Origin of the sequence: Hymenobacter sp. CRA2 (assembly GCF_002007105.1) — a bacterium.
Taxonomy (GTDB): Bacteria; Bacteroidota; Bacteroidia; order Cytophagales; family Hymenobacteraceae; genus Solirubrum.
On record NZ_MVBC01000006.1, the window covers coordinates 60,853 to 82,050 of the forward strand.

At 63.3% G+C, this 21,198-nt stretch carries 21 protein-coding genes; 13 read left to right on the plus strand and 8 right to left on the minus strand.

Features of this window, described 5'->3' with window-relative positions; all coding sequences use genetic code 11:
- Nucleotides 1-174 precede the first annotated feature (174 nt).
- Nucleotides 175-1,719, plus strand: a complete 1,545-nt coding sequence (locus tag B0919_RS11135) for a M43 family zinc metalloprotease (RefSeq protein ID WP_078012334.1) — start codon at nucleotides 175-177, stop codon at nucleotides 1,717-1,719.
- 92 nt (nucleotides 1,720-1,811) lie between these two features.
- On the opposite strand, the gene B0919_RS11140 is transcribed toward B0919_RS11135, so the two are convergent.
- Nucleotides 1,812-2,219 (minus strand): hypothetical protein, encoded by a 408-nt coding sequence (locus B0919_RS11140; protein ID WP_139362064.1) that lies wholly within the window; start codon nucleotides 2,217-2,219, stop codon nucleotides 1,812-1,814.
- Nucleotides 2,220-2,614: 395 nt separating this feature from the next.
- Between B0919_RS11140 and B0919_RS11145 the strand changes: the two genes are divergently transcribed.
- From B0919_RS11145 to B0919_RS11155, 3 genes are all read left to right on the plus strand, one after another.
- Nucleotides 2,615-2,815 carry a hypothetical protein gene (locus B0919_RS11145; protein ID WP_078012336.1) on the plus strand — a complete coding sequence of 67 codons (201 nt, stop codon included), beginning with the start codon at nucleotides 2,615-2,617 and terminating at the stop codon, nucleotides 2,813-2,815.
- A 53-nt stretch (nucleotides 2,816-2,868) separates the two neighbouring features.
- The gene (locus B0919_RS11150; protein WP_078012337.1) at nucleotides 2,869-3,144 is read left to right on the plus strand and encodes a hypothetical protein; all 276 of its coding nucleotides are present in this window, start codon (nucleotides 2,869-2,871) and stop codon (nucleotides 3,142-3,144) included.
- Nucleotides 3,145-3,270: 126 nt separating this feature from the next.
- The gene (locus B0919_RS11155) at nucleotides 3,271-3,615 is read left to right on the plus strand and encodes a hypothetical protein (protein ID WP_139362065.1); all 345 of its coding nucleotides are present in this window, start codon (nucleotides 3,271-3,273) and stop codon (nucleotides 3,613-3,615) included.
- A gap of 114 nt (nucleotides 3,616-3,729) precedes the next feature.
- On the opposite strand, the gene B0919_RS11160 is transcribed toward B0919_RS11155, so the two are convergent.
- The 5 genes from B0919_RS11160 to B0919_RS11180 form a co-directional block, all read right to left on the minus strand.
- The gene (locus B0919_RS11160) at nucleotides 3,730-5,172 is read right to left on the minus strand and encodes a TolC family protein (protein ID WP_078012339.1); all 1,443 of its coding nucleotides are present in this window, start codon (nucleotides 5,170-5,172) and stop codon (nucleotides 3,730-3,732) included.
- Between the two features lie 83 nt (nucleotides 5,173-5,255).
- Nucleotides 5,256-8,390 (minus strand): efflux RND transporter permease subunit, encoded by a 3,135-nt coding sequence (locus tag B0919_RS11165; RefSeq protein ID WP_078012340.1) that lies wholly within the window; start codon nucleotides 8,388-8,390, stop codon nucleotides 5,256-5,258.
- Between the two features lie 80 nt (nucleotides 8,391-8,470).
- On the minus strand, nucleotides 8,471-8,926 hold the full coding sequence (locus B0919_RS11170; protein WP_078012341.1) for a GNAT family N-acetyltransferase: 456 nt from the start codon (nucleotides 8,924-8,926) through the stop codon (nucleotides 8,471-8,473).
- A gap of 43 nt (nucleotides 8,927-8,969) precedes the next feature.
- Entirely contained in the window at nucleotides 8,970-10,151 is a 1,182-nt protein-coding gene (locus B0919_RS11175) for an efflux RND transporter periplasmic adaptor subunit (RefSeq protein ID WP_078012520.1), read from the minus strand.
- A 196-nt stretch (nucleotides 10,152-10,347) separates the two neighbouring features.
- Complete coding sequence (locus tag B0919_RS11180) at nucleotides 10,348-10,851, minus strand: ferritin-like domain-containing protein (RefSeq protein WP_078012342.1); 504 nt, start codon at nucleotides 10,849-10,851, stop codon at nucleotides 10,348-10,350.
- 300 nt (nucleotides 10,852-11,151) lie between these two features.
- Between B0919_RS11180 and xseA the strand changes: the two genes are divergently transcribed.
- From xseA to B0919_RS11215, 7 genes are all read left to right on the plus strand, one after another.
- Complete coding sequence (xseA, locus tag B0919_RS11185) at nucleotides 11,152-12,648, plus strand: exodeoxyribonuclease VII large subunit (RefSeq protein ID WP_078012343.1); 1,497 nt, start codon at nucleotides 11,152-11,154, stop codon at nucleotides 12,646-12,648.
- A gap of 50 nt (nucleotides 12,649-12,698) precedes the next feature.
- The gene (gene xseB / locus B0919_RS11190; protein ID WP_078012521.1) at nucleotides 12,699-12,944 is read left to right on the plus strand and encodes an exodeoxyribonuclease VII small subunit; all 246 of its coding nucleotides are present in this window, start codon (nucleotides 12,699-12,701) and stop codon (nucleotides 12,942-12,944) included.
- Between the two features lie 359 nt (nucleotides 12,945-13,303).
- Nucleotides 13,304-13,609, plus strand: coding sequence for a hypothetical protein (locus tag B0919_RS11195; protein WP_078012344.1), 306 nt, complete (start codon nucleotides 13,304-13,306; stop codon nucleotides 13,607-13,609).
- Nucleotides 13,610-13,651: 42 nt separating this feature from the next.
- Nucleotides 13,652-14,335, plus strand: a complete 684-nt coding sequence (locus tag B0919_RS11200) for a hypothetical protein (protein ID WP_078012345.1) — start codon at nucleotides 13,652-13,654, stop codon at nucleotides 14,333-14,335.
- A 109-nt stretch (nucleotides 14,336-14,444) separates the two neighbouring features.
- A complete protein-coding gene (locus B0919_RS11205; RefSeq protein WP_078012346.1) occupies nucleotides 14,445-15,278 on the plus strand; it encodes a sensor histidine kinase in 834 nt (277 codons plus the stop codon).
- Nucleotides 15,275-15,679 carry a response regulator transcription factor gene (locus B0919_RS11210; protein ID WP_078012347.1) on the plus strand — a complete coding sequence of 135 codons (405 nt, stop codon included), beginning with the start codon at nucleotides 15,275-15,277 and terminating at the stop codon, nucleotides 15,677-15,679. Before B0919_RS11205 ends, B0919_RS11210 begins: the two co-directional genes overlap by 4 nt.
- Before the next feature lie 103 nt (nucleotides 15,680-15,782).
- Nucleotides 15,783-17,168 carry a hypothetical protein gene (locus B0919_RS11215; RefSeq protein WP_078012348.1) on the plus strand — a complete coding sequence of 462 codons (1,386 nt, stop codon included), beginning with the start codon at nucleotides 15,783-15,785 and terminating at the stop codon, nucleotides 17,166-17,168.
- Nucleotides 17,169-17,180: 12 nt separating this feature from the next.
- Here the strand turns inward: B0919_RS11215 and B0919_RS11220 are convergent, their stop codons facing one another.
- Nucleotides 17,181-17,540, minus strand: a complete 360-nt coding sequence (locus B0919_RS11220) for an MGMT family protein (protein WP_139362066.1) — start codon at nucleotides 17,538-17,540, stop codon at nucleotides 17,181-17,183.
- A gap of 145 nt (nucleotides 17,541-17,685) precedes the next feature.
- Between B0919_RS11220 and B0919_RS11225 the strand changes: the two genes are divergently transcribed.
- Together B0919_RS11225 and B0919_RS11230 are read left to right on the plus strand one after the other, a co-directional pair.
- Nucleotides 17,686-19,818, plus strand: a complete 2,133-nt coding sequence (locus tag B0919_RS11225) for a M13 family metallopeptidase (protein ID WP_078012349.1) — start codon at nucleotides 17,686-17,688, stop codon at nucleotides 19,816-19,818.
- Between the two features lie 138 nt (nucleotides 19,819-19,956).
- The gene (locus B0919_RS11230) at nucleotides 19,957-20,397 is read left to right on the plus strand and encodes a hypothetical protein (protein WP_078012350.1); all 441 of its coding nucleotides are present in this window, start codon (nucleotides 19,957-19,959) and stop codon (nucleotides 20,395-20,397) included.
- Nucleotides 20,398-20,406: 9 nt separating this feature from the next.
- Here B0919_RS11230 and B0919_RS11235 read toward each other — a convergent pair whose 3' ends face one another.
- Entirely contained in the window at nucleotides 20,407-21,165 is a 759-nt protein-coding gene (locus tag B0919_RS11235) for a peptidylprolyl isomerase (RefSeq protein WP_078012351.1), read from the minus strand.
- Nucleotides 21,166-21,198: the final 33 nt, after the last annotated feature.

The following is a 21,198-nucleotide window of genomic DNA, read 5'->3' on the forward strand; positions in this document are numbered from 1 at the left end:
CTGCTTTGGGTGTGTTACCGCAGCGGTTGGCATAAGGCGAAATATTGGACGACGGCAAGGACCGGCAGCATCTGCATAAGAATCTGTGGCTGCGCGGCGGCTCTGTGAATCTTTATCTGCGGGAGTGGGTTTCGGGGCTGGTTTGCCGCCTATGTCATACTAATACACAATTTCATGACGCGTTTCTACCCCCGCGAGAAGCTCACGCAGTTAATTGTTGGTTTGGTAATGACGGCCAGCCCGGCCGTGGTGCCCGCCGCCCAGGCCCAGCGCATATGCGGCACGCCTTCGGCGGAAGAATGGCAGGCGCAGCTGAACCCGGCGCAGCAACAGGCGTACCAGCGGGCTGAAGCCCGGGCTGCGCAGCGCCAGCAGGAAGCAGCGGCCGGTACGGCGGCGCGCACTGCGGCGGGGGGCGTTACCATCCCGGTGGTGGTGCACGTGGTGTACAACACGGCCGCTCAAAACGTCACCGACGCCCAGATTCAGGCGCAGATTGACGTGCTCAACCGAGATTATTCGCGCACCAACCCTGACGCCGTCAACACGCCCGCCGCGTTTGCGGGGCGCACGGCGGCCGTGGGGGTGCAGTTCCGGCTGGCCGTGCGCGACCCGAAGGGCGCCGCTACGAACGGCATTGAGCGGCGCCAGACCACGGCCGCGTACTGGCTCGGTGACCGGGTGAAAATGAGCAGCTTTGGCGGGCTCGATGCGTGGCCGGCCGGGCAATACCTGAACCTATGGGTGTGCAACCTCGACGCGGGCATGCTCGGGTACGCCCAGCTGCCGGGCGGCGAGCCGGCTTTCGACGGCGTGGTGCTGCTGTACTCCACGCTGCCGGGCGGCGCGGCACCCTACAACCTGGGCCGCACCGCCACCCACGAGGTGGGCCACTGGCTGAATCTGAGCCACATCTTTCAGGGCGGCTGCCGCGGCACCGACAACGTAGACGACACGCCGCCGCAGAGCGCCGCCAACTACGGCTGCCCGACTTTCCCGCGCACTAGCTGCGGGGCCGCCGGCGCCAACGGCGACATGTTCATGAACTTCATGGACTACGTGGACGACGCCTGCATGAACAGCTTCACGGCCGGGCAGCGCCTGCGCGTGCAAACCCTGTTCGAGGCCAACGGCCTGCGCAGCAGCTTGCTTGCCTCGCCTGGACTCACGCCCGTAGCCACTCCGCTGCCCGTCACGCTGGTGGAGTTCGGCGCTACGGCGCGGGCCACCGCCGTGCAGCTGCACTGGACTACGGCCCAGGAGAAAAACAACGCCTACTTCGCCCTGGAGCGCGCCCACGACGGGCAGCACTTCGCCGAAGTAAGCCGGCTAACGGGCTCGGGCACCAGTTCCACCGCCCGCAGATACACGTACACCGACGCCACGCTGCCCGCCGCGGTTACGCTCTATTACCGCCTGCGCCAGGTCGACCTCGACGGCACCACCACGTATTCCGAAGTGCGGACCGTGAACCGCCCGGAGCAGCATGAGGCGTTCCAGGTGCTGCCGACCTTGGTAGCCGATGGGCAGCTGCGCTACACTGCCGCCGAAGCCGGGCAGCTGGAGTGCTGCAGCGTCTCGGGGCAGCGGGTGCTGCCGGCGGTGCAGCTGCCAGCCGGCACCGGCCAGCTCGACGTGCGCCACTTGCGCTCCGGCACGTACTTTGCCCGCCTCACGTCGCAGGCGGGCGTGCGCGTCAGCCGCTTTGTGGTGGAGTAATACCGCAGAGCATAGCCACTTCACATAAAATAAAAAAGGCCTTTGCTGCGCGGCAAAGGCCTTTTTTATTTTATGGGGTAGTCAGGTAAAACTCAGTTGCGCAGCCATTCCACCGCGGCGCCCTCGTCGCCAAACAGGCGCAGGCGGTAAGGCCGGGCGCCGTCCAGCCCGAACTGTAGCGTGTCGCGCTGCACGCCGTCCTGCTCGTACACGGCCATGCGCGTAGGCGAGGCCAGCACGCCGATGCGCAGCACCTGGAAGCTCAGCTGCCGGGCCGCGCGAGGAAAGAAGTCGTGCGTGGTCCACTCGGCTAGCTCCGGCGTCAGCTCTTCGCGCCGCCGCACATCCAGCAGCCAATGGGCCGTGCGCTGGGCTTCGGCCGTGTTCAGTACCGCTTCAAAGTCGGCCTGCAACTGCACAAATGGCGCGTCGGCTGGCCAGCGCACAACAAGCACATCTAAATCGGGCCGGTACTGGATAGAGCAGGTGGGGGCAAGCATATGCGGACAAGTTAGCCGCTCGGCCGTGAAATTAGGTATTCCAGGTGCCGAAAAACCGCTCAGCTTGCCGCAGGAGCGGGGCAGGTAACTATATTTTCAATTAGGCGCGGGAAAGGTGGCCGGGGCACAATCAGCCCCGTACACAAGCGCGGGCATGGCGGAACGCACCGGTCCGGGCAGCCCTACTGTGGAGTTGCCCTTCAGCATCGGGGCAAGGGGATGAGTAGCAAACGGTCGTTGGAGTACGCGTGCAGTAACCTTCGCCAGCTACTCTCCCAAGCCGAGCTGCCCGTTGAGGACTCGCTGCGCCCGCAGCACCGTACCAAAACCGTATTTCGGAGCTTACGGCCTTACCAGCCCACTACCTGCGGCAGCAGCTGACGGACAAGGATTCCGTGTATTTCGAGGCGTACCTGCTCGGGCGCTTACTCGCCGAAATCGAAGTGTACGCGGGCGCCGCCACCGCCAACCCCGCCACAGTGTACCTGCGCCTGCTCGACGGCGGCCAGTACGTGCAGCAGCAGGAAATGGCGCATGAGGCCGTCGAAGCCTGGCTGGCCGAGCATTTCGCCGGGCGAAATGCCGCTGCCGATTAGCCCATTGCGGCCGCTATTGGCTCTCAATCCCACGCTTGTTCCCCCTTAAGGCCATGATGTCTATTCCCGATGCCAATCTTTCGCTGGGCGAAGCCGTGGCTATTGCGCCCTTTATTGACTACGCGCGCTGCATCGATGCCAGCGGCCGCCCGCACGACCACGTTGGCGACTGGCTGGTTGAAGGCAAAGTGTACGCCGTGCGCGTGGTGCAAAACCCGCGGCAGGGCTATACCCTGGTGTACGTGCTCCTGCTGACGGCCGAGGCGCCTTACTTCAACTCGTTTGCGCCCCACCGGTTCCGGATGCTGTGCTCTACCTGGCTCAACTAGGCCCAAGCCTTCACCCTTTTGAACAGCTTACCGGTTAAGTTCCGCCCGGAGCCTCGCCCACGGCTGGTTTTGCGTCGAGCCGCGCTTCGGCTCCAACCACTTACGCTGCTTTGCCGCAGTTCTACGATGTCACACGCCGCTTTCACCGCCCTAGGATTCAACCGACTCTCCGAGGCAAAACCCCAACCGCACGTGTTTTTTGATACCTGGCTCTACCAGCACGACCACACGGCGCAGGATGGCTCGGGCTTGTTTCTGTCGTTGCCCTTCGGCATTCCGCGCTGGCGCCTCAGCCTGCTGCCCTGGCCCATTGCGCAGCAGGACATCATCAACGACCTGGCGGTAAACGATACCGCGTCGTTGGCGCAAGCCGTCGATACGTTCTTCGTGGCGCACGGCGGCCTCGGAGCCAGCGTCCCCATGACAGTGCGCAGCCGGCCCGAGGGGTATCCGCGCGGCGTTACCCGCTAAGGACAGACGTTGTGCGCCCCAGGAGTTACTGCCGCGGCTGAACTACCCAACGCCGCCTAAAAAGCCCGGCCCCGCATCGGACGATGCGGGGCCGGGCTTTTTAAGTCGGAGAAGTTACTTCGTGTTGGGCGCGGCTTGCACCAGTTGGCCGCTGAGCTGCCGCAGCACGGTTTCGGCCTGTTTGGCGTTGAAGCGGGCGTCGAGCAGGCGGTTTTCGGCGTCCAGCTGGTTGCGCTGCGCCTCGCGCAGGGCCAGCTGCGTGAGCAGGCCCAGGCGGTAGCGCTCCAGCGTGATGGCCACGTTCTGGCGGGCCAGCTGAATGTTGGCTTCTTCAAGATCCAGCAGTTGCAGGCGGTTTTGGTACTGCAGGTAAGCCTGCTCTGCCTGGGTGTTCAGGTCGAGCTGGGTCTGATCCAGCTGCAGCTTGCTCCGCTCGATGTTGACGCGCGCATTCTGCTCCAGGCGGCGGCGGTTGAAGCCGTCGAAAATCGGTACCGAGGCCACTACGCCATAATTGGGGCCGTACACGCGGTTGGTGTTCGTCGCCAGCGAGGAGCCCTGCGGCGTGTTGATAAAGGCCGCGTTGTTGATGTTACGGTTGAGGTTGTAACCGCCCACTATGTCTACCTGCGGCAGGCGCGTGGCTGCCACGGCCCGGCGTTCCAAGCTAGCCACGTCCACCCCTAGCCGCGCCTGTTGCAGCACCGGGTTGCGCTGCTGAATGCCCGCCGCCACCTGCTGCTTATCCAGCGTACGCATGACTACGATGGAGTCGGAGGGGCTCATGTCGATGCCCGGGGCACGGCCCAGCAGGTTGTTCAGGTTGGCCTTGGCCGTGGCTAGGGCTTCCTGCTGCTGAATGAGCAGGGCGCGGTCGGCATTGAAGTCCACCTGCGCCGTGAGCAGTTCTACCTTGGCCGTCACGCCCACCTCTACCTGCGCCTGTGTCAGGTCGATACGCGCCTGACCTACTTTCAGGGCTTCTTCGAAGGCGCGAATCTTGCCCCGCTCGCGCACTACCGTAAAATAAGCATCTGTGATGTTGGCCACGGCCTGCTCCACGGTGGCGCGCGTCACCTGCTGCTGCTGCTGATCCAGGGTGCGCAGCCGGTCGTAGGCAATGAACATGCCCAGCCCGTCGAAGATGGTCCAGTTCAGCCCCACGCCAACGCCTAGGGCATTGGCCTTGCCACCGTTGACGAGGCGCGGCTCGGTGTTGTTGAGCTGCTGGCGCGAGTAGTTGATGTTGAACGTGCGCGAGAGGTTGCCGTTCACGGTGGGCAGCTGCCCGGCGTTGCCGCGCGTGACGTTGTTGCGCACGATTTCCTCGTCGCGCTGCGCGATGCGGATGCCGTAGTTATTCTCCAGCCCAAGGCGGATGGCCTCTTCCAGGCTCAGTGGCGTGCCGGGCGCCACGGTCTGGGGCTGGGCCAGCTGATTGCCGGGGTTGGGCACGGGCGGCGTGGTGGGCTGCTGTGCCGCCGCGACCAGCGGTAGCAGCAGGGCCACGGCAGGTAGGAAGGAGCGGAAGGAGAAGATACGAGAAGGAAAAAACATTCGGGGAAGCTTGCGGGGGCTAAGCTATAAATGAAGCTAAAACGCACTGGCCGCCTCCGCGGAGGCGGCCAGTGCGAACAGAGTTATCGGGCCAGCGCGGGCTGTGCCGGCTCGGCGTGCTTGCTGGTGTCTTCCGTGGGCTCGGGCTTGGCCTGGCCGTGCTTTTTCTTGGCCGTGGCGAAGTACGAGTACATCACCGGCACGATGTAAAGCGTGAGGCCCGTAGCAAATACCAGACCGCCCACCACGCCGATACCCATGGCGCGGCGGCTCAGCGCGCCGGCGCCGGTAGCAATGGCAATGGGCATGATACCCAGGATGGCGCACAGCGAGGTCATCAGAATGGGACGGAAACGCGTAGCGGCGGCTTCTACCAGGGCCTCCAGGTAGTGCACGCCCTGCTCGGCGCGCTGGTTGGCAAATTCCACGATAAGGATACCGTTTTTCGTCACCAGGCCAATGAGCATGATGATGCCGATCTGCGAGAAGATGTTCAGCGTCTGGTTGAAGTACCACAAGCTCAGCAGCGCCCCGGCCAGGGCCAGCGGCACCGTCACCATGATGATGGCCGGGTCCTTGAAGCTTTCAAACTGGGCCGCCAGCGTGAGGTAAATCAACAGCAGGGCCAGGCCGAAGGCAAACACCAGCGAGGAGGAGCTTTCCTGGAAGTCGCGTGAGGTACCGGCCAGCTCGGTGCTGTACGTGTCGTCGAGCATCTTGTCGGCAATGGCCTGCATGGCGGCAATACCGTCGCCCACCGTCTTGCCCTTGGCCAAAGAGGCCGAGAACGTGGCCGCGTTGTAGCGGTTGAAGCGGTAGAGCTGCGGGGGCGTGCTGCTTTCTACCAGGCGCACCACGTTATCCAGCTGCACCTGCTCGCCGCGGTTGTTTTTCACCGAGAGCAGGCGCACGTCCAGCGGCTGGTTGCGGTTTTCGCGCGCTACCTGGCCGATGATCTGGTACTGCTTGCCTTCGCGCAGGAAGTAGCCGTAGCGCTGGCCCGAGAGGCCGGCTTGCAGCGTCTGCGAAATATCCTGCACCGATACACCCAGCGTCTGGGCCTTGTCGCGGTCGATGATGACGCGCAGCTCGGGCTTGTTGAACTTCAGGTTCACGTCGGCGAACTGGAAGGTCGGGTCGGCCTGCGCGGCGGCCAGAAACTTGGGCACGATCTGGCGGAGCTTCTCAAAGTCCTGGTTTTGCACCACGAACTGTACCGGGAGGCCCCCGCCGCCCCCGCCCCCGCCGCCACCCGAACCAATACTCTGGTCCTGCGACACCGAGGCGCGGGCTGCCGAAAACTTCTTCACCATGCCGCTCAGCTTATCCGACAGCTGCTGCTGGGAAACCTGCCGCTCGTCGGGGTCGGTGAGCAGCACCCGGACGATGCCGGAATTGGCGCCCGAGCCCGAGCCCGGCGAGGTAACGGCAAACACGCTGCTCATGGCCCCGCTGGCCGAGTCCATGGCCGCCTCCTGCATCTGGTTCATGTAGGCGTCCATAAACTCAAACGACGAGCCCTCTGGCGCCGTGGCGCTGATATTGACGCGCGAACGGTCCTCAATGGGAGCCAGCTCCGAGGGAATGGCCTTCACGAAGAAGAAAATGCCGCCGACCGTGGCCACCACCATCAGCCAGGCCCAGATGCGGCGCTGCAGAAAGGCCTCCAGGCTGTGCTTGTAGCCGTTGGTAAGCTTTTCAAAGAAGGGCTCCGTTTTGCGGTAAAACCAGTTGTGCGTCTCCTGCCGCTTCAGCAGCCGCGACGACATCATGGGCGTCAAGGTCAGGGATACGAAGGCCGAAATCAGCACCGAACCGGCCACCACAATGCCAAACTCGCGGAACAGGCGCCCGGTGATACCCGACAGGAACACCACCGGCAGAAACACCGCCGCCAGCACGATGGTGGTGGAGACAATGGCGAAGAAGATTTCGTTGGAGCCCTTGTGCGCGGCTTCCAGCGGCTCTTCGCCCGCTTCGATGCGGGAGTAGATGTTTTCCAGCACCACGATGGCGTCGTCGACCACCAGACCGATGGCCAGCACGATGGCCAGGGTCGTGAGCACGTTCACCGAGAAATTGAGCAGGTACATCACGAAGAAGATACCCACCAGCGACACCGGAATGGCCACCATTGGAATGATGGTGGAGCGCCAGTCGCGCAGGAACAGGAAGATGATGACCACCACGAGCACGAAGGCTTCGAAGATGGTGTGCTTCACCTCGTTGAGCGACTTGCGCACAAACTGCGAGTTATCGAAGCCCGGGGTAATTTTCAGGTCCTTGGGCAGGTCGGTGCGCAGCTGCTCCAGGCGCTTGTTGAAGGCGTCGGCAATTTCAATCTGGTTGGAGCCCGGCTGCGGAATGACGGCCACGCCCACCTGCGGCTGCCCGTTCACGCGGAACAGCGTCTGGTCGTTTTCGGGGTAGAGCTCGGCCCGGCCCACGTCGGAGAGGCGAATCAGGGACACCGAGTCGCGGCGCAGGATGAGGTTGTTGAAGTCCTGCTCGGTGCTCAGGCGGCCCATGGTGCGCAGCGTGAGCTGGGTGTTCTGGCCCTGTACCGAGCCCGAGGGCAGCTCCACGTTTTCGCGCGTCAGCGCCTGCTGCACTTCCGAAGGCGATACGCGCAGGGCCGTGAGCTTCACCGGGTCGAGCCACAGGCGCATGGAGTAGCGCCGCTCACCGAAGATGCGCACCTCCGACACGCCCGGAATCGTCTGAATGCGTTCCTTAAGCACGTTCACGGCGTAGTCAGTCAGCTCCAGCAGGCTGCGCTTGTCGGAGCTGAGGTACACCATCATGATGGGGTTGGAGTCGGCGTTGGCCTTGGTGACGGTAGGCGGGTCCATGTCGCGGGGCAGGCGGCCCTGGGCACTCGATACCTTGTCGCGCACGTCGTTGGCGGCCGTTTCCAAGTCGGCTTCCAGGTCAAACTCGACGGTGATGCTGGCCCGGCCGTCGCGCGAAGTCGACGTCAGGTTTTTGATGCCGGCAATACCGTTGATGCCTTCTTCCAGCGGCTCGGTCACCTGCGACTGGATGACGTCGGCCGAGGCCCCGGTGTAGGAGCCCTGCACGGTGATGATGGGCGGGTCGACGCTGGGGTACTCGCGCACCGAGAGGTAGCGGTAGCCAATCACGCCGAACAGCACGATGACCACGCTCATCACGATGGCCAATACGGGCCGGTCGATACTGGTGGAGGATATACTCATAGCAGCAGACTGCGGTAGGTTCTAGGAAAAAACGGCGGGGCAGCGGCCACGCCGACGAACGGAAAGCTCAGGAGGAAAGATTAACTGCCGAGCAGCTTCACAAAGCGCTTGGACTGTTCTTCGTAGCCCTCCCGCCGGTAAAATCGGTGCGCGGCCTCGCGCTGGAAACCACTGGTTATTTCGATGCGCCCGCAGCCCCACTGCCGCAGCACTTGCTCGGCGGCCTGCAGCAGGCGGCGCCCCAGGCCCTGGCTGCGCAGCTCCTCGGCCACCACCAGCGTCACCACGCGCCCATCGGGGGCGCGGTGCAGGAAGGGCATCCGATGCAAGTGCGCATAGCCCGCTACCCGGCCCTGCAGCTCCGCCACCAGCACCTGGTCGCCGGCGGCAGTGAGGTTGCTCAGGTGGCGGCTCAGCACAGCGGCGTCGGTGGGGTAGCCGACCAAGGATATCAGTCCGGCCAGCGCCGCGGCATCAGCCAGCGTGGCGGACCGAAAAGTCACTTCGCTAACGGCAGCAGGAGCGGGAGCGTTCATCAATCAGTAATTGGGAAACGGGCGGCGCCGGGCGCCAGCCGATTTATATGCTGCCTTTTTGGATCTTCACCTTGTCGCCGGGTTTAACCTGCAGAATGCCGGTGCGCAGAATCGTGTCGCCCTGAGCCAAGCCCTCCGTAATCTGAATCAGGCTTTCCGAGCGGATACCAATCTTGACCGGCTGGCGCTCGGCCTTGCCGCCCTGCACCTTGTATACCATGTAGCCCGAGGCCTCCGGCGACACCGACTCGCTCGGAATCTGGATGGCCTCATCTACCTGCCCGATCTGCAGGTTTACCCGCACGAAGGCGCCGGGCTGCAGCTCCTTCTGGGCGTTGGGGTAAGTGGCCCGCACCGACAGCGTGCGCGAGGCCGGATCAATCTGCGGGTTGATGGCGTAGACCCTGGCGTTGTATTTCTTATTGGATGCTTCGTCGAGCACCTGTACCTGGTCGCCCACTTTCACAGCGTTGGCGTAGCGGCCGGGCACGGCAAAGTCCACCTTCACCGGCGACACCCGCGACAGGGTCGTAATGGGCGAGTTCGGCGACACGTAAGCGCCTACCGACACCGAGCGCAGCCCGACCACCCCGCTGAACGGGGCCCGCACGTAGGCCTTGGCCAGCTGGGCCTGCACCAGGCGCAGGTCCGATTGCGCCGTGAGCAGCTGGTTGTTGGACTGCTCGTATTCCTGAGCGCTGATGTACTCCTTTTCGAGCAGGGTGCGCTGGCGCTTCTCCTGGTCTGAGTACAGCTTGATGTTGTAGCGCAGCTTCTGCAGCTGGGCCTGAATTTCGTCGGCGTTGATGGTCAGCAGGAGCTGGCCCTTGCTCACCGGCTGGCCCTCCTTGAAGTTGATGCTGGTGATGCGCCCGTTGATTTCACTGCGTACGGTCACCTGCTCATCGGCCAGCACCGAGCCGGTGGCGGCTACCGCGTCGGTGAGCTTGGTGGGCTGCACCACATATACCTGCACGGGCACGGGGCCTCCGCCGCGGCCACCCGGGCCGCCTTTGCCACCGCCGGCGGCTCCTTTACCGCCCCCGCCGCCTTTGCCGCCTTCGGCCGATTGGGAGGGGAAATACTTAATCTTGACGAAGGCCAGGGCCGCTACCACGGCCGCGGCCAGCAGCCACCAGCGCCACGCCCCACCGCCGCGGGGCTCTTCGTAGTTAGGTTCGCGGTGAACGTGGGGGGCGTCAGTCAACGGCTCGGTTTGGGGCATGATGGTGAAACGGGATAAGGCAAAAAGCATCGGTCCCGCCACCCTGGGCAGGACCGACTACAACAGCAGCCGACCAGCAGAAAGTTTACCCAATGCCTGCCGGCGCACGGTCAAGTCCTACAGACCCAAAAAAAGCCTGCGCGTTGCAGGCTTTTTCGGGAAAAAGTAGGCCGGCGGTCTGCCGGGAGGGTACGTACTACATGGCCCGTTGGTTGATAAAGCCTTTGGCCAGGTCATTGAGCTTGGTGTCAGTGAGTTGCTCTTCCTGCAGCGTTTGCGAGAGCAGCGCGGCTGCTTCGGCGTGGCCGAGGCGCTCCGCAAAGTGGCGGGCCGTGCCGTAGCCCGAAATTTCGTAGTGCTCGATGCGCTGCGAGGCCGCAATCAGGGCGGCGTCTTTCACTTCTTCCGTGGCGTCTTCGCTCAGGGTTTCCTTGCCCTCGGCTACCAGGCCCTGCATAGCCTTGCAGGTGTGGCCGCCCAGGTCCAGGTTCAGGCTGCGGCCGATCTGCTCCAGGCGCGACACCTGATCCTGCGTTTCCTGCAGGTGCGTCTCAAAAGCCTGCCGCAGGCGCGGGTCGCTGGCTTCCTGAGCCATCATGGGCAGGGCTTTCACCAGCTGGGTTTCGGCGCTGTACAGGTCCTTCAGCTGCTCGGCAAACAGGTCTTCCAGTGAATTAAGTTTTCCTTCGAAGAAGCTCATGGTGATGGAGTGTTTTGGTGGGAAATGGAGGATAGGTTAAGTGCGGCAATGGGACCTGTGTACGCTGCGCCAGAGCGCAGGGTTGAAAGCGACGAGCTTGGAAAGGAGAGTGGATGGACAGAAAAGGTGCGTCGTCCTGAGGCGCAGCCGAAGGACCTGGCCACGCGGGCATGAGCCGCCCCGACGATTATCGTTCCAGCGTGGCCAGGTCCTTCGCTGCGCTCCGGATGACATATCTCATCTGCTCAGTTGCTCCTGCGCCCACCCATTCGTCCTCTGATTGCGTACCTTGCGGGTTGCATGGCCCCTCGTAGTCCCCGTCGTACCGCTGCTCCGCTGCTTCCGCTGGCGCCCGTGCCTCTGGCCGAGCTGCTGCGCCGCGTGCGCGACGTGCTCACGCTCACCTTCGACGATGCCTACTGGGTAACGGCCGAAATTGCCGAGCTGACCTTGCCGCGCTTTGGCGCCGGGCACTGCTACCTCACCCTCACTGACCCTGCAGCCGGCCCCGGCGGCACCGAAATGCGTACCCAGGCGCGGGCTACCATTTGGCGTAACCGCTACGAAGTGCTGGCCCCGCATTTCGAGGAGCAAACCGGCCAGGAGCTGCGCGCCGGCATGCGCGTGCTGGCCCGCTGCCAGGTGCGCTTCCACGAGCAGTACGGTCTTAGCCTCGACATCATCGCGCTGGATGCCTCCTACACGGTAGGGGCCCTGGCGCGGCAGCGGGCCGAAACCATAGCCCGCCTGAAGGAGCGCGACCTGCTGGAGCGCAACAAGCGCCTGCCGCTGGCCCTGGCGCCGCAGCGCCTCGCCGTTATTTCCTCGGCCACGGCCGCCGGCTGGCAGGACTTTGTGCGGCAGCTGGAAGAAGCACCTTACGCCTTCGAAGTGGCGCTGTTCCCGGCCCAGATGCAGGGGCAGGAGGCCCCGGGCAGCATCCTCGCGGCCCTGGACATGATCCGGCGGCAGCGCCGCGCCTTCGACGCGGTGGTCATTATTCGCGGCGGCGGCTCCCGCACCGATCTGCTGTGCTTCGACGATTTTGGCCTGGCCGCGGCCATCGGGGCCTTTCCCTTGCCCGTACTCACCGGCATTGGGCACGACCGTGACGAAGCCGTAGTCGACCTCACGGCCCACACGTCCCTGAAAACGCCCACCGCCGCGGCCATTTTCCTGGTCGAGCGGCTGGCCCGGCTCGAAGCTGCTTTCGACGGTTACGGCGTGCGTATCCACGAGCTTTGCCTGCAGCAGCTGGCCAACTACGGCGCCGGCCTGGAGCGCCTGGGGCGGCAGCTGGTGCAGGCCAGCCAAAGCCGACTTACGGCCGAGAAAAGCGCGTTGCAGCAGCGCCTGCGCCGCGCCACCGAGGAGCCCCGGCAAGCCTTGCACCGCGAAGCCCGCCAGCTCACAACGCGCCGCCACCAGCTGGAACGCGCCGCCCGGCAGGCCGCTACCCGGCAGCGCCAGCACGTGCGGCACCTGGGGCGTACATTACTGCGGCGCTTCCGGCAGCTGCACCAGCGCCGCCGCGAGGCCTTGTTGCGCCAGCGCTACGAGCTGGAAGTGGCCACCGTGCGCGCCACCGCCCGCCACGCCCTGGCACTGGCCGCCGCTATCACCCGGCACGCCGCCCTCGACCCCGTGTTGCTCGGCCAGCGCGGCTACGTGCGCACCGACAGCCTGCAGCCGCTCGCGCCCGATTCTCCCGCCGGCACCGTGTTGGTGATTCAGCTACCGGAGGGCCCGCTGCCCGTGCAGGTTATCAACCCCGCTGCGCCGCGCCTTCCTTTCTAACCGCAGCAGACCGGCGCCGACTGCGCTTGCTTATTACTGATATTACCCTGATGCCTGACCACCAACCCGCCGACCGCACCTACCGCGACGCCATTGCCGAACTCGAAACCCTGCTGCGCCGCCTCGAAACCGAAAGCGTAGACGTGGACGACCTCACTGCCAGCGCCCAGCGCGCCGCCGAGCTCATCCGCTTCTGCAAGCAGCGCCTGCGCACGGCCGAAGCCACCCTGGACCGCGTCTTCGATGCTCTTGACGACGAAGACGAGCAGGAAGACGCCGGCAATGAGCTTGGCTAAGCGGTAGCTACTCCTCAAGCGACACCCTTATTGGGCTGATGGACCTGACCGGGCTAGTTTTCACGACCCTGGGCATCTGGACGTATCCACGCCCCAGGTTGCGGAGGCCAAGCCACCTTTTGGCGCGCCAGCGTGACGTGTACACGTCTTATTACAAGGCCTGAGCACCAGCAGCCCGGTAGTTACTCGGCATGTATACCTATTGCCTGTTTACCAATATTTTATGTCAAAACGGAGGCAAATACATAAAGACAGGGTGTTGGCAATGGTTAATATTGGATAATACAATTATATATTTGAAGGTCCAAGCTATTGGGCGCCCACTAATTCAGTCTCACCTTTTCTTAACATCTACTAGTATGCCATTTGATGGTTCTGAAGGCGGCGAAATCACGCTGCAGGAAGCTGTTGCCATGACCACGCGCTACCGCGACGCCAATCTAAACCCGGTTAAGTGTGGGTTTATGGGCAAGGACATCATCAATCAGCTGCTAGACCAGCCCGGTGCTATGGGCCTGCGAATCTATTTCGCGCTCAACGAAGCCCAGCAGATGACGGTGGTCCTGGTAGGGGCCACCAACGAAGGTCAGGACATGCTGGACCTGATTGCCGATCGGGCCGAACCCTGCCCTTCGAATTGCCCAAGTGACAGCCCGTTGTGCTAGATTGCGGCTGCCTAGAAGGCAAGCAACCCAGAAGTCCAGTTTATGCCAGTTGAGTGGTGGCTGCGCCGGGTGCAGCATGTGATGGCAGAAATGACCAACTACGGCGTGCTGGTGCCCTTTCTGATAGGGCTCTGGTACTGGCGTCGGCTGGATGCGGCGGCGCGCATTATCGTGCTGTACTTCGGCTTTTGGTCGGTAGAAGGGTTCGTCAATCTGTGGAGCGTCCACGTATTGCGTACCAATATTTACCTGTACCACGTCACCGTTCTGGTCGAAACCTGGCTGCTAGGCTGGGCCTATTACGTCGTGCTGCGCAGCGAATTCATTCGGCGCCTCATGCTGCCCCTCGGGTTGGCTTTCACTGTGGTCTGCCTGCTTGATGCCTTTGTGTGGTCAGGGTTATCGCACTTCAACACCTACGCCCGCACGGTGCAGGTAGTGCTGCTGCTGGCCCTGATTCTGCTTTACTTTGAGCAGTGGCTACAGGATTTGCGCGTGCAGCCCTGGGCCGACTTCATGTTCGTCGTGAGCGTGGCACAAGCCATTTATTATACGGGCTCCTTCATGCCTTACCTGTTGCAGGGCACCACTCAAAACCGGGCGGTATCCGATGCCATCAGCGGGATGATTATCGCAACCACGTATTTGATAACAATGATGATGATGACGTGGGCGCTGTGGCGCGAGGCCCGCTCGCCCGCAAATGACATGTCGCGTCTGGCCTAGCTGGCCGGCGTATTCGCCAATAAGCATATTTCTGGTGCTAAGTAGCTTGAAATATAGTACCTTGGTTAAATTTTTTGATTGTTTTTAGGCCCGGCGGACGAACCTGCCCATGACTGCCATTCTCAAGTCCTTACTGCTCGTTACGCCCGTGCTGCTGCTGCTGGCCCTGAGTATCGTGGCCTTCGTGCTGCGCTACCAGCGGCGCTTGTTGCAGCAGCAGGAGGAACTGCGGCGGGAGCGGGAGCAGGCCCAGTCACAGGCCCTGGAAGCCGCCCTGCTGGCCCAGGAAGAAGAGCGCCGCCGCATTGCCGGCGACCTGCACGACGCGGTGGGTACCATGCTCTCCATCGTGAAGCTGCACCTGAGCGGCTTACCCGAATCGGCCACGACGGTGGAAATGACGGCCATGCTGGACCAGGCCATTTCCGAGGTGCGGCGCATCTCGCGCAACCTGCTGCCGGCCGTGCTGCAAAAGTTCGGGCTTTCCTTCGCCATCGAGGCATTGGGTAGGGCCGTGCCGGAGGGCGGGCCGCGCGTGCTCATTCAGCAGCTCGGCGAACAGCGGCGCCTGCCCCCACATCATGAGTTGGCCGTGTACCGCGTAGTGCAGGAGTTGCTCGGCAACGGGCTTAAGCACGCCCAGGCCCGCGAAATCAGCGTGCGCCTGGAGTTTGGCGAAAATCGTCTGTCCATTGATTACGCCGACGACGGGGTGGGCTACGACCAAGCTGCCATCGAAGCCATGGCTACACCCGACACCCGCACGGGCCTGGGCCTGACCAACCTGCGCAGCCGCGTGGCTGTGCTGCGCGGGATGCTACGCCACGAATCGGCCCCGGGAGCCGGTACCCGCGTCTGGATTTCCTTTCCCGCTGCTTACCTTCCTACTACTCAATCTGCCGGCGCTGCAGCGGCACCGGTTACTGTCTCGTTAGCCCCATGAGTGCTGCTCCTCGTATTCGCCTGGCCATTGCCGACGACCACATCCTCTTCCGAAAGGGCCTGCGCGCCTTGCTCACGGGGTTCGAAGAAATCGAAGTTATCTTCGAAGCCGGTGACGGGCAGGACCTGCTGGAGCGCCTCGACAGCGCCTCCACGCGCCCCGACGTGGTGCTGATGGACCTGCAGATGCCCGTGCTCGACGGCCTGCAGACCACGCGGCTGCTGCGCGTGCAGTACCCGCAAGTGCGCATCATCATCATTTCCATGCACGACGAGCCGGAGTTAGTGGACAGCCTGAAAGCCGAAGGCGCTTTCGGTTACCTGCTGAAAAATGCCAGCCCCGAGGAAATGCGCCGGCTGATCTACGCGGCCGCCGGGCGCAAAGTAGCCGCCGCGGTTTAAGGCCTGCAGTTGCGCTGCTGCCAGCCAGTCGTCAGATTCTGGTTGCATTAGCTTGGTATCAGTGGGGTGCCGCATTATATTGGCGGTATTTCCTGACTGCTTTATGAAGTATATCATGTGGCTGTGCGCCTTTTTTGGCGCCTTCGGAGCAACCGCTCAAAAACGCCATCAGGTGGATTTGGCAAGCCAAAGCCTCGCTCAGCCTTTCCAGGCTGGCCGCATCACCGAAGTTCTCGATGCCCGCCCCGATCGTACGAGCATTGGCTGGGTACAGGTCGGAATTGCAAACGAACGAGTACCCGCCGACATCAAAGGGGGCGTGGGGCCGGCGCTGCAGCGCCTGGCGCAAACGCCTGCAGGCACTGATGCGACGCCTTATGCCCTGCGGGTGCACCAGCTGGTCATCGGAGAGGCTACCGGTGCTGCTTCGGAAGCTGCCAGCGCCGAACTGGTCGTGGACCTGCTGCGCCTGCAAGGCAACGGGCAGTACGAGGTGCTCTGGCGGGCAGCCGAAGCGGTGGAAACCCGGGGCATGGAAGTGACCGGGAAGCATGGCGCCAACATCTCAGTCCTGCTGCAAAAATGCCTGGCCCAGTTTGAGGCGGCTGGTCCGGCTAAGCTGCCGGCCGTAGCGACGCTCACGGCCGAGCAGGCCGCTGCCCCGCTGGCGAAATTGGGGCCACTCACGCCCTTCCCGTTACAGACCGAAAAGGTACGGCGGCCCGGGGTGTACCACTCCCTCGACGATTTCCGGCGCAATGTGCCCAACGACCAAAAACTCGTTGCCGTCAGCAAAACGCCCCGCACCAGCCCCAACTGGGCCGGAACCTCGGAGGTGGAGCTGTATTACGTGGACGACAAAGGTGCCCGCACGCCGGTACGCAACGTGTGGGGCTTCTCCGATGGGCAGGACTCATATATCCTGCACCAGCGCCGTTACTACCTGCTGATGCCCACCGATGAGGGCTTTATGTTTGAAGCTCCGAGCGCCGCTGACCCCGGCGCGGTAGGTACGGGAGCGGTGGTTGGTGGCCTGATTGGGGCCGGCATTGCGGCTGCGGCTACCAGTGGCTACCGGCAGGAGCACCGCTTAAACCTGCTGACGGGACGCGTGACTGCCGTGCCGCTCAAGCAAACCGAGCCGGCTTTCGGCAACGACGACCGGGAAAGCGCCGTGGTGGTGTACCGCCGCAAGCCTAGCCCAAGCGTGGTGGATGTGTACGCCGGCAAAAATGTGGTGGGCGGCCTCGATGGGGCTACCGGTAGCATCACCATTCCCTGGACCGACCGGCGCAACGCCCTAAAGCTGTGCGGGCGTGTGGGCTCGGCAGCCGAAGCCTGCGTGGACGCACTGCCCCGGCCCGGCGAAACCCTCTACTACGAGTGGATCGAGGAAGGCACAAGCGCCCAGCTGAAAGCCGTGCCGGCCAAAGAAGGTGCTTTCGAGCAACGGCGGGCTGAGCTACGGACGCGCCAGAAAAAGAAATAGAACCGTTTTGGCCTAAGCCTGCAGCTCGGTGCTGGGGTCCCAGAAGCGTTGGGCAAAGTCCTGCACCTGGTCGTCGATGATGGGGACACCTTCGGCCTCCAGGGCTTCCTGCATGGCGGTGGGCGAGCCGAAAAACTGCTTGCCTGTAAGCACGCCCAGGCGGTTGATAACCCGGTGGCAGGGTACGTACTCAGGGCCGCTGAGGGCGTGAGCCGCCTGCATGGCCCAGCCTACGGTGCGGGCGCCCTGGCGGCTGCCGAGGTAGCCGGCAATGGCGCCGTAGGTGCTCACGCGCCCCGGCGGTATCAGGCGGACGACTTCGTACACGTCGTGGAAGAAATTACGGTAACGTTCGTTGGGCTCTTTCATCATGCCCAAGATACGGGAGCGGGTTACGTGCGGCGAACGTTGAACGAGTAAGGCAGGGGTGAAGCGGCAACTCGGCCGGCAAAAGTGCTACTGAGTGCCTACCTTACCGGGCAAATTCTCACTCTTACTGCTTTTCCCCGTTTCTGCTATGAAAAACCGCAACCGCGTGACCTTGGTCGCCGCTGCTTGGGGTGCCCTGGCGCTGGGGGGCTGTGCTTCCAGCTCCAAAACCTCCGCCGTTAGCTCCACCACGCCGGCCACGCAACCGACGGCTAGCACGGCCCCAGCCGCGCCCGCTGCCGAAACCTACCCGCAGGGTACCGGCCTGAACGTGGCCAACATCGACAAATCGGTGTCGCCCTGCCAGGACTTCAACCAGTATGCTTCCGGCAACTGGCTCAAGAACAACCCGATTCCGGCTTCGGAAACCCGCTGGGGCTCCTTCAACGAGCTAGCCGACAAGAACAACGCCGTGATGCGGCAGATTCTGGAGAAGGCCGCTGCCAATACCTCGGCTGCTAAGGGCACCAATGCCCAGAAAGTAGGAGACTACTACGCTACGGCCATGGACACCATGGCCATTGAGAAGGCCGGTATTGCTCCGCTCAAGCCGGAGATGGACCGCATCAATGCCATCAAGAACCTCGACGGGCTGCAAATCCAGATTGCCCGCAGCCTGCAACTGCAAACGGGCGCCTTTTTCGGGGCGTACGTGGGGCAGGACGACAAAATCAGCTCCCAGTACGCCGTCAACATGTACCAGGGGGGCCTCTCGCTGCCCGACCGCGACTACTACCTGAAGGACGACGCGCGCAGCAAGGGCATCCGGGCAGCGTACCAGAACTATCTGGTGAACACCTTCAAGCTGGCCGGCGACAACGAAGCAACCGCCAAGAAAAACGCTGCCACGGTGCTGCGCATCGAAACGCGCCTGGCCAAGGCCTCGAAGAGCCGTGTGGACCTGCGCGACCCCTACGCCAACTACAACAAGATGACGCTGGCGCAGCTGCAGCAGAAGTACCCGAACCTGAACCCCAAGCACGTTCTGGAGCACCTCGATCTGAAGGCCGCCAAGGAAGTGATTGTGGGCCAGCCGGCCTTCTTCCAGGAGCTGAACACCATGCTCAAGCAGGAGCCCCTGGCCGACCTCAAAACCTACATGCGCTGGCACCTCGTCACGTCGATGACCTCGGCCCTGCCGCAGTCCTTTGGCGACGAGTCGTTTAAGCTCACGCAGGTACTGACGGGCGCCAAAAAGCAGCAGCCCCGCTGGAAACGCATGAACCGCGCCACCGACGCGGCCCTGGGCGAAGCTTTCGGCCAGCTGTACGTGGACCAGGCCTTCACGCCCGAAGCCAAGGCCAAGGCCCTGGAGATGGTCAACAACATCCGCGAGGCCATGGGCGAGCATATCCAGAACAGCGACTGGATGAGCGCCGCCACCAAGGCCGAAGCCATGAAGAAGCTGAACGCCTTCACGGTGAAAATCGGCTACCCGGATCAGTGGAAGGACTACTCCGCGCTGACCATTTCGCGCGACTCCTACCTGCAGAACGTCGTGGCCACGCGCCTGTGGAGCTACAAGGACAACACCAGCAAGTTTGGTAAGCCCATCGACCGGAAGGAGTGGGGCATGACGCCGCCCACGGTGAATGCCTACTACAACCCGCCGATGAACGAAATCGTCTTCCCGGCTGGCATCATGCAGCCGCCGTTCTTCGACCCGAAGGCCGACGACGCGGTGAACTACGGCGGCATGGGCGCCGTTATCGGCCACGAAATCACCCACGGCTTCGACGACCAGGGCCGCCAGTACGACGCCCAGGGCAACCTGCGCGACTGGTGGACCAAGGAAGACGCCCAGAAGTTTGAGGCCCGCGCCGCCTTGGTGGGCAAGCAGTACGACGCCTTCTCGCCCGTCGACTCAGTGTTCGTGAACGGCAAGCTGACCATGGGTGAAAACCTGGCCGACCTCGGGGGCCTCAACATTGCCTACACGGCTCTGCACAAGCAGCTGAAGAAGCAATACCCCAACGGCAACTACCCCAAGTACGACGGCCTGACGCCCGACCAGCGTTTCTTCCTGTCGTGGGCTCAGGTGTGGCGCACCAACGCCCGTCCCGAATTCCTGCGCCAGCAGGTAATGACGGACCCACACTCGCCGGCTCAGTTCCGTACCAACGGTCCGCTGATGAACATGCCGCAGTTCTTCGAGGCTTTCGGCTGCAAGGACGACGCCAAAATGGTGCGGGCCCAGGCCGAACGCGCCAAGGTGTGGTAATATCGAATGGCTAAATGACCGCGTGGTCAACCGGCCAAAAAGGCGGCTCGCACGGTGCGGGCCGCCTTTTTTCGTTCACGGCGTCCCTGAAATGCGTAGACTGCGCACCAACTCGCCCGCTTGCCCTTTCTTTGCCTTATGCGTACTCTCTTTGCTGCTGCTGCGCTGCTACTAGCGGGCCTGAGCGCCTGCCAGTCCGAAACTAAGCCCGAACAAACCGCCGACCCCGCTCAAACCGAGTCGACTACGCTGGCCCTGCCCGCGCCGCCCGCCGACAAGACAGCGACGTACCTGGCCGACCCGCGCGTGGGCGACGTGCTGGTGGTGCGCTTCGTACCAGAAGGCAGCAGCACCGAGCAGTTTTATTTCTACCAAGTGTTTCGGCTGAGCGGCGACACGGTGTACACGCACCCGGCGCGGCAGCCCGCGGCTTCGCCCGATGCCGATGCCAGCCGGCCCGACGTGTTTGCCACTGAGGCCACACGCGCCTACACCAAGCGCGAACTGGTGGAATACCAGCGGGAAGACCCCGGCGACAAGATTCACTCGCGGCTGGTGCGCGTGCGGCGTAGTGAGTAGGAGAAGGTGCTACTGCACCACTTCCACCTTCATGCCCACGTCCTTGAGCGGCCAGTTGTAGCGGTCGACGGGTACCTGGTTGATTTTCTCGACCACGTCCAGGCCCTCGATAACCTCGCCGAAGACGGTGTACTTGCCGTCGAGAGCCGGAGCACCGCCTTCGGTGGCGTACACCTTCAGCTGGGCAGGCGTGAGCTTGCGACCAGCAATGGACTGCGCCTGCTGGGGCGTCAGCTTCTGACCCACGATAAAGTAGAAGTCGTGGGAGGATGAGAGTTGGCCGGGGTTTTTCTCGTCGTCGTAGCGGGCCATGCCCAGCGCGCCGCGGCGGTTGAAGTGCTCCGGCTTGATTTCGGGCGGAATGTGGTACTTACCCAGCTTGATGGTGCGGTGGTCGGAGTTGCCGCCCTGCACCACAAAGCCCTGCTCGACGCGGTAGAATACCGTCTGGTCGAAGTAGCCCTTGTTGGCCAGCAGCAGGAAGCTGGCCCGGTGCAGGGGCGTATCCTTGTACAGGCGCACCTTCACGTTGCCCAGATCGGTGCGGAACAGCACTTCCGTTTCGGGGTGCTCCTGCCCGTAGGCCTGCAGCACGGCCACCACGTTGGAGTCGCGCAGGGCCGAGAGGTCGGGGCCGGGGCGGTTGGAGCCGTCGGGCGAAACCGGTGCCTGGGGCTTTTCCTGCGCCGGCGGCTGCTGATTGCAGGCGGTGGCACAGGCCAGGCTGCCGATGGCGAGTAGGAGGGCGGGGCGGGAAAAGGCAGGCATGGGGCAGGGGCAATAAAAATCCCCCGGGCCCAC